At 39.2% G+C, this 9,016-nt stretch carries 7 protein-coding genes; 6 read left to right on the forward strand and 1 reads right to left on the reverse strand.

The genetic code is table 11. From position 1 onward, the window contains the following. The first annotated feature begins 185 nt into the window (after positions 1–185). The 6 genes from ACERDH_RS04520 (at position 186) to ezrA (ending at position 8,880) form a co-directional block, all read left to right on the forward strand. A complete protein-coding gene (locus tag ACERDH_RS04520; RefSeq protein WP_386680693.1) occupies positions 186–2,636 on the forward strand; it encodes a bifunctional DnaQ family exonuclease/ATP-dependent helicase in 2,451 nt (816 codons plus the stop codon). A gap of 36 nt (positions 2,637–2,672) precedes the next feature. Then, positions 2,673–3,896, forward strand: a complete 1,224-nt coding sequence (locus tag ACERDH_RS04525) for an FtsW/RodA/SpoVE family cell cycle protein (RefSeq protein WP_261445394.1) — start codon at positions 2,673–2,675, stop codon at positions 3,894–3,896. A 10-nt stretch (positions 3,897–3,906) separates the two neighbouring features. Next, a complete protein-coding gene (locus ACERDH_RS04530; RefSeq protein WP_203213331.1) occupies positions 3,907–4,461 on the forward strand; it encodes a DJ-1 family glyoxalase III in 555 nt (184 codons plus the stop codon). Positions 4,462–4,546: 85 nt separating this feature from the next. Beyond that, on the forward strand, positions 4,547–5,110 hold the full coding sequence (locus ACERDH_RS04535) for an HAD family hydrolase (protein ID WP_192855392.1): 564 nt from the start codon (positions 4,547–4,549) through the stop codon (positions 5,108–5,110). 14 nt (positions 5,111–5,124) lie between these two features. After that, positions 5,125–7,071, forward strand: a complete 1,947-nt coding sequence (gene gyrB / locus ACERDH_RS04540) for a DNA topoisomerase (ATP-hydrolyzing) subunit B (RefSeq protein ID WP_000134040.1) — start codon at positions 5,125–5,127, stop codon at positions 7,069–7,071. An 81-nt stretch (positions 7,072–7,152) separates the two neighbouring features. After that, positions 7,153–8,880, forward strand: coding sequence for a septation ring formation regulator EzrA (gene ezrA, locus ACERDH_RS04545; RefSeq protein ID WP_386680698.1), 1,728 nt, complete (start codon positions 7,153–7,155; stop codon positions 8,878–8,880). Positions 8,881–8,934: 54 nt separating this feature from the next. Here the strand turns inward: ezrA and ACERDH_RS04550 are convergent. Then, on the reverse strand, positions 8,935–9,016 hold an 82-nt coding region (locus ACERDH_RS04550), incomplete at its 5' end, for an IS3 family transposase (protein WP_155169774.1).

Here is a 9,016-nt window from a genome sequence, read left to right on the forward strand (position 1 = left end):
TGAGAGAAGGAAGGTGCAAACGTTTCTTCTCTCAATTTTTTCTTATTCTCCAATATTTTCAAAGAATTAGTAGGCTAGGATGCTCTATTTGATGGAATTTTTAAGACAAGTATTGTTCTTGAGTTTGAAAATTATCCCATGTTTGCAGGTGCCAAATGGCCCTTTTTTTGGTATAATTTTTTATAATGAAAACGATTGGTAATCGCTATGTTGTGGTTGATTTAGAGGCAACTAGCACAGGTAGTAAGGCTAAAATTATCCAAGTGGGAATTGTGGTGATTGAGGATGGAAAAATCGTCGATGAGTATACGACGGATGTCAATCCACACGAACCTCTGGATGTTCATATTAAAGAATTGACAGGGCTAACTGACCAACGTCTGGCGCAAGCACCTGATTTTTCGCAAGTTGCTAGAAAAATCTTTGACTTGGTGGAGGCTGGAATTTTTGTAGCCCATAATGTTCAGTTTGATGCCAATCTCTTGGCGGAAAATTTATTTTTTGAAGGCTATGAACTAAGAAATCCTCGTGTTGACACGGTCGAATTGGCTCAGGTCTTTTTCCCTAAACTGGAAAAATATAGTTTGCCGATATTGTGTCGAGAATTAGGAATTCCTCTAAAACATGCTCACACAGCCCTTTCAGATGCCCAAGCCACTGCGGAATTACTCCTTTTTCTACGGGAAAAGATGGCCCAGCTTCCTAAAGGTCTCTTGGAACGCTTGCTGGAAATGACTGATGCCCTCCTATACGAGTCCTACCTGGTTATTGAAGAAATTTATCGCAGCCAATCTATCCTGAGTTCTCCAGACTTGGTCGAAGTTCAAGGACTGTATTTCAAGAAAAATGCAGCTCTCCTAAAGCCACGAAAACTATCTCAAGATTTTTCTAAAAATATTTCTCTATTGAATCTTGAAGTGAGGGAGGAGCAAGAAAATTTTGCTAAAGAAGTCGTCTTTCTATTGAAAAATGAGTCTGTCTCTCTGATTCAAGCGTCGACAGGGATTGGGAAAACCTATGGCTACCTCTTACCTGCTTTATCTCAAGTGAAAGAGCGTCAAATTGTTCTTAGTGTTCCAACAAAGATTCTTCAAAATCAAATCATGGAAGAAGAAGGTAAACGTCTCAAGGAAGTGTTCCATATAGATATTCATAGTTTAAAGGGGCCACAAAATTATCTGAAGCTGGATGCCTTTTATCGTTCCTTGCAGGAAAATGGTGAAAATCGCTTATTTAGACGCTTTAAGATGCAACTCTTGGTCTGGCTGACAGAGACAGAAACAGGAGATCTGGATGAAATCGGGCAACTTTACCGTTACCAACATTTTCTAAGAGACCTTCGTCATGATGGGAATTTATCATCCCAGAGCTTATTTGTGACGGAAGATTTCTGGAAACGTAGTCAAGAAAGAGCACAAACATGCAAGCTTTTAGTGACCAATCATGCCTATCTTGTAACCAGATTGGAAGATAATCCTGAATTTGTCAGTGATCGTTTACTGATTATTGATGAAGTCCAAAAAGTTTTGTTGGCCCTAGAAAATCTGCTTCAAGAGACCCATGATATCCAGTCTATTATCGATTTGCTTGATAAGGCTTTACTGGAGGAGCAAAATAAGGTCCAGCAACGAATACTAGAAAGTATTCGCTTTGAGTGTCTCTACTTGATAGAACAATTTCAGTCTGGAAAATCTAGGAAAAATATCTTAGATTCTCTTGCCAATCTATACCAGTATTTTTCAGAATTAGAAGTAGAAGGTTTTGAGGAGCTGGTTCGCTATTTTACAGCTGAACGAGATTATTGGCTTGAAGCAACTGAAACGAGTCAAAAGAAAATTCAGATTTCTTCAACGAAATCAGGACGTATTCTTCTGTCCTCTTTAGTTCCTGAGAGCTGTCAAGTCTTGGGAGTATCGGCTACTCTTGAGATTAGTCAGAGAGTTTCTTTGGCCGACCTTTTAGGCTATCCTGAAGCCAAATTTGTCAAGATTGAAGCTCGTAGAAAACAGGATCAAGAAGTGGTCTTGGTCAAAGATTTTCCCCTGGTAACAGAAACTTCCTTAGAAGTCTATGCCATAGAAGTAGCTGATTTACTAGTGGAAATTCAAGCTTTCCAGCAACCGATTTTGGTTCTCTTTACTGCTAAAGACATGCTTCTAGCAGTATCTGATTTACTTCCAGTTAGTCATTTGGCTCAGTATAAAAATGGGGATGTTCATCAGCTTAAGAAGCGCTTCGAAAAAGGTGAACAAAAAATCCTGCTTGGTGCAGCAAGTTTCTGGGAGGGAGTGGATTTTTCAAGCCATCCTTTTGTAATTCAAGTTGTACCAAGGCTTCCTTTCCAAAATCCTCAAGAGCCCTTGACGAAAAAGATTAATCAAGAACTGAATCAAGAAGGAAAAAATGCCTTTTATGATTATCAGTTGCCCATGGCCATTATTCGATTAAAACAGGCTTTGGGAAGAAGTATGAGACGCGAACACCAACGTTCCTTAACTCTCATTTTGGATAGGAGAATTGTCGGAAAGCGATATGGCAAACAAATAGTAGCATCTCTAGCAAAAGAAGCGACAGTTAAAACCGTCTCTCAATCCGAAGTTGATGAGACTATTGATGAATTTTTAAATGAGCTTTGATAAATAGTATAGTATGAAAGTATAAGGTTAGTATATATGAAACGTTCTCTCGACTCTAGAGTCGATTATAGTTTGCTCTTGCCAGTATTTTTTCTACTGGTTATTGGCGTAGTGGCTATCTACATAGCCGTTAGTCATGATTATCCAAACAATATTCTGCCCATTTTAGGGCAGCAGGTCGCCTGGATTGCCTTGGGGCTTGTGATTGGTTTTATCGTCATGCTCTTTAATACAGAATTTCTTTGGAAGGTGACCCCCTTTCTATATATTTTAGGCTTGGGACTTATGGTTTTGCCGATTGTCTTTTATAATCCAAGTTTAGTTGCATCCACGGGTGCCAAAAACTGGGTATCGGTAAATGGTATCACCTTGTTCCAGCCGTCAGAATTTATGAAGATATCCTATATCCTCATGTTGGCCCGTGTCATTGTCCAGTTCACAAAAAAACATAAGGAATGGAGACGCACAGTTCCACTGGACTTTTTATTAATTTTTTGGATGATTCTCTTTACCATTCCAGTCCTAGTTCTTTTGGCACTTCAAAGTGACTTGGGGACTGCCTTGGTTTTTGTGGCTATTTTCTCAGGAATCGTTTTATTATCAGGGGTTTCTTGGAAAATTATTATCCCAGTATTTGTGACTGCTGTAACAGGAATTGCTGGTTTTCTAGCCATCTTTATCAGTAAGGACGGTCGTGCTTTTCTTCATCAACTGGGAATGCCGACCTATCAAATCAACCGTATTTTGGCTTGGCTTAATCCATTTGACTTTGCCCAAACAACCACTTACCAGCAGGCTCAAGGGCAAATCGCGATTGGGAGTGGTGGCTTATTTGGTCAAGGGTTTAATGCTTCTAATTTGCTTATTCCAGTTAGAGAGTCGGATATGATTTTCACGGTCATTGCAGAAGATTTTGGCTTTATTGGCTCTGTTCTTGTTATTGCTCTTTATCTCATGCTGATTTACCGTATGTTGAAGATTACTCTTAAATCAAATAACCAGTTCTACACCTATATTTCCACAGGTTTGATTATGATGTTGCTCTTCCATATCTTTGAGAATATCGGTGCTGTTACTGGCTTGCTTCCCTTGACTGGGATTCCTTTGCCTTTCATTTCTCAAGGTGGATCGGCTATCATCAGTAACTTGATTGGTATTGGCTTGCTTTTATCGATGAGTTACCAGACAAACCTAGCTGAAGAAAAGAGCGGAAAAGTCCCATTCAAACGGAAAAAAGTTGTATTAAAACGAATCAAATAAGGAGAAAATCATGGTTAAAGTAGCAGTTATATTGGCTCAGGGATTTGAAGAAATTGAAGCTTTGACAGTTGTGGATGTTTTGCGTCGTGCTAATATTACTTGTGATATGGTAGGATTTGAAGAGCAAGTGACAGGTTCGCACGCAATCCAAGTAAGAGCAGATCGTGTCTTTGATGGTGATTTATCAGACTATGACATGATTGTTCTTCCTGGAGGGATGCCTGGTTCTGCACATTTACGGGATAATCAGGCCTTGATTCAAGAGTTGCAAAGCTTCGAGCAAGAGGGGAAGAAACTGGCAGCCATTTGTGCGGCACCAATTGCCCTCAATCAAGCAGGAGTTCTGAAAAACAAGCAGTACACTTGCTATGACGGCGTTCAAGAGCAAATTCTTGATGGTCAATACGTTAAGGAAACAGTAGTGGTAGATGGTCATTTGACAACCAGTCGAGGCCCCTCAACAGCCCTTGCCTTTGCCTACGAATTGGTGGAGCAATTAGGAGGAGACGCAGAGAGTTTACGAACAGGAATGCTCTATCGAGATGTCTTTGGTAAAAATCAGTAAAACGGGAGTCAAACTCTCGTTTTTTTATGTGGGAAACTCAGGGAAATCATCGCTTTTTTCATAAAAAAATGCTATAATGAAGGGTATGAAATATCACGATTACATCTGGGATTTAGGTGGAACTTTACTGGATAATTACGAAACTTCAACAGCTGCATTTGTTGAAACATTGGCATTGTATGGCATCACACAAGACCATGACAGTGTCTATCAGGCTTTAAAGGTTTCTACTGATTTTGCGATTGAGACATTCGCTCCCAACTTAGAGAATTTTTTAGAAAAGTACAAGGAAAATGAAGCTAGAGAACTTGAACACCCGATTTTATTTGATGGAGTTTCTGATTTATTGAAAGATATCTCCAATCAAGGTGGCCGTCATTTTTTGGTTTCTCATCGAAATGATCAGGTCTTGGAAATTTTAGAAAAAACCTCTATAGCAGCTTATTTTACAGAAGTGGTTACTTCTAACTCAGGCTTTAAGAGAAAACCAGATCCTGAGTCCATGATTTATTTAAGAGAAAAGTATCAGATTAACTCTGGTCTTGTAATTGGTGATCGACCGATTGATATCGAAGCCGGGCAAGCTGCAGGACTAGCTACCCACTTGTTTACCAGTATCGTGAATTTAAGACAAGTATTAGACATGTAAGAAAAAGGAATAAGATGACAGAAGAAATTAAAAATCTGCAGGCACAAGATTATGATGCCAGTCAAATTCAAGTTTTAGAGGGTTTAGAGGCTGTTCGTATGCGTCCAGGGATGTATATTGGGTCAACCTCAAAAGAAGGTCTTCACCATTTAGTCTGGGAAATTGTTGATAACTCAATTGACGAGGCCTTGGCAGGATTTGCTAGCCATATTCAAGTCTTTATTGAGCCAGATGATTCGATTACTGTTGTTGATGATGGGCGTGGTATCCCAGTCGATATTCAGGAAAAAACAGGTCGACCTGCCGTTGAGACTGTCTTTACTGTCCTGCACGCTGGAGGAAAGTTTGGCGGTGGAGGATACAAGGTTTCAGGTGGTCTTCACGGAGTGGGGTCTTCAGTAGTTAATGCCCTTTCCACTCAATTAGACGTTCATGTCCACAAAAACGGTAAAATTCATTACCAAGAATACCGTCGTGGTCATGTTGTCGCAGATCTTGAGGTGGTTGGAGATACGGATAAGACTGGAACAACAGTTCACTTCACACCGGACCCAGAAATCTTTACTGAAACAACAACCTTTGATTTCGATAAATTAAATAAACGGATTCAAGAGTTGGCCTTTCTAAATCGTGGTCTTCAAATCTCCATCACAGATAAGCGTGAGGGGTTAGAACAAACTAAGCATTACCACTATGAAGGTGGGATTGCTAGCTACGTTGAATATATCAATGAGAACAAGGATGTAATCTTTGATACACCAATTTACACAGATGGTGAAATGGATGATATCACAGTCGAAGTAGCCATGCAGTACACAACGGGTTACCATGAAAATGTCATGAGTTTCGCAAACAATATTCATACTCATGAAGGTGGAACGCATGAACAAGGTTTCCGTACGGCCTTGACACGTGTTATCAACGATTATGCTCGTAAGAATAAACTGCTTAAAGACAATGAAGACAACTTGACAGGGGAAGATGTCCGTGAAGGATTGACTGCAGTTATCTCAGTTAAACACCCAAATCCACAGTTTGAAGGGCAAACCAAGACCAAACTGGGAAATAGCGAAGTGGTCAAGATTACTAATCGTCTCTTCAGCGATGCCTTCTCTGATTTTCTCATGGAGAATCCACAGATTGCTAAGCGAATCGTGGAAAAAGGGATTTTAGCTGCTAAGGCTCGAGTCGCTGCCAAGCGTGCGCGTGAAGTCACTCGTAAAAAATCTGGTTTGGAAATTTCCAACCTTCCAGGGAAACTAGCAGACTGTTCTTCTAACAATCCTGCTGAAACAGAACTCTTCATCGTCGAAGGAGACTCAGCTGGTGGGTCAGCCAAATCTGGTCGTAACCGTGAATTCCAGGCTATCCTTCCAATTCGCGGTAAGATTTTGAACGTTGAAAAGGCAAGTATGGATAAGATTCTTGCTAATGAAGAAATTCGTAGTCTTTTCACCGCGATGGGAACAGGATTTGGAGCAGAATTTGATGTTTCGAAAGCCCGTTACCAAAAACTTGTTTTGATGACCGATGCCGATGTCGATGGAGCCCACATTCGTACCCTTCTTTTAACCTTGATTTATCGTTATATGAAACCAATTTTAGAAGCTGGTTATGTTTATATCGCCCAACCTCCAATCTATGGTGTCAAGGTTGGAAGCGAGATTAAAGAATATATCCAGCCAGGAGCAGACCAAGAAATTAAACTCCAAGAAGCATTAGCCCGCCACAGTGAAGGTCGTGCCAAACCAACTATTCAGAGATATAAAGGTCTGGGTGAAATGGATGATCATCAGTTATGGGAAACAACCATGGATCCCGAACATCGCTTGATGGCCAGAGTTTCTGTGGATGATGCAGCTGAGGCAGATAAAATCTTTGATATGTTGATGGGGGATCGAGTAGAGCCTCGTCGTGAATTTATCGAAGAAAATGCCGTCTATAGTACACTTGATGTCTAAAAAATCGGGAGAAGTAGTTCCCTTGGTCTAAAAAATATGATATAATCATTACGATTGTTTCAAGTAAAAAAGGAGTTTAATATGTCTGGTACACTAGTAATTTATCTTGCAATTGCAGTTGCAGTTTTCTTAGTGATTGCCTATGCTATCGCAATCTACGTACGAAAACGCAATGAAAGTAAATTAGCAATTTTAGAAGAGAAAAAAGAAGAGCTGTACAATCTTCCAGTAAACGATGAAGTTGAAGCTGTAAAAAATATGCACTTGATTGGACAAAGTCAAGTGACTTTCCGTGAGTGGAACCAAAAATGGGTTGACCTATCTCTTAACTCTTTTGCTGATATCGAAAATAATCTTTTTGAGGCAGAAGGTTATAACAATTCATTCCGTTTTTTTAAGGCTAGTCATCAAATTGACCAAATCGAGAGCCAAATTACCTTGATTGAAGAAGATATTGCGGCAATTCGCAATGCCTTGGCAGATTTGGAGAAACAAGAATCTAAAAACAGCGGTCGTGTTCTTCATACCTTGGACTTGTTTGAAGAGTTGCAACACCGAGTGGCTGATCATTCTGAAGAATATGGCCAAGGTTTATCTGAAATCGAAAAACAATTGGAAAATATCCAATCAGAGTTTTCTCAGTTTGTTACTTTGAACACTTCAGGTGACCCAGTAGAAGCTGCTGTGATTTTGGATAATGCTGAAAATCATATCTTGGCTTTGAGTCACATTGTTGACCGCCTGCCAGCGATTGTAAAAACATTATCTAAAGAGCTACCTGATCAATTGGAAGATTTGGAGGATGGTTACCGTAAGCTTTTAGATGCTAACTATCATTTTGCTGAAACGGATATTGAATCTCGCTTCCAATTGCTTTATGAATCTTTGAAGAAAAACCACGAAAATATTGCACAATTAGAGTTGGATAATGCTGAGTATGAAAATACTCAAGTTCAAGAAGAAATCAATTCACTCTATGATATCTTTACACGAGAAATCGCTGCTCAAAAAGTAGTAGAAGGCTTAGTTGCAACTCTTCCTACATATTTGAAACACATGAAAGATAGTAATGCTGTTTTAGTGGAAGATATTCAACGATTGAGTAACAATTACCTACTATCTGAAACGGATGTTAGTCATGTTCATAGATTACAAGCTGAGTTAGAATCTTTAGAAGAATCTGTATTGGAACTAACTTCTGAACAAGAGGAACATTCTGAACCTTATTCATTCCTTGAAGAACGTTTGGAAAACTTACAAGCTACTTTGAAGGAAATTGAAGATGAACAAGTTGAGGTTAGTCAACGTCTTGCTCAGATTGAAAAAGATGATATCAATGCTCGCCAGAAGGCAAATGTTTATGTTAATCGTCTTCACACAATTAAGAGATATATGGAAAAACGCAATCTTCCAGGTATTCCTCAGAATTTCTTACAGTTGTTCTTTACAGCAAGTAACCATACTGAAGAGTTGATGGCTGAACTAGAAGAAGCTCGGGTCAATATAGAAGCTGTGAACCGGATGCTTGAAATTGCAACAAATGATATAGAAGCACTTGAAGAAGAAACCTATAATATTGTTCAATATGCAACGTTGACAGAACAATTGCTACAGTATTCGAACCGTTACCGCTCATTTGATGAACGAATTCAAGAAGCCTTTAATGAATCATTAGAAATTTTTGAAAAAGAATTTGATTATCATGCTTCATTTGATAAGATTTCGCAAGCTTTGGAAGTTGCAGAACCAGGTGTAACCAACCGTTTTGTCACTTCATACGAAAAAACACGTGAGACGATTCGTTTCTAACATAATAAAAAAGATTTGGTTCTTGTACTGACCCCAAAAAGTTAGACAATTAATTTAAGCAAAGGATTTAGTTCTGTATTGTACAGGGCTAAGTCCTTTTAGTTTTACCTTAATTCGTTTGTTGTTGTAGTAATCA

Source organism: Streptococcus bovismuti (assembly GCF_042436615.2).
Classification (GTDB): domain Bacteria; phylum Bacillota; class Bacilli; order Lactobacillales; family Streptococcaceae; genus Streptococcus.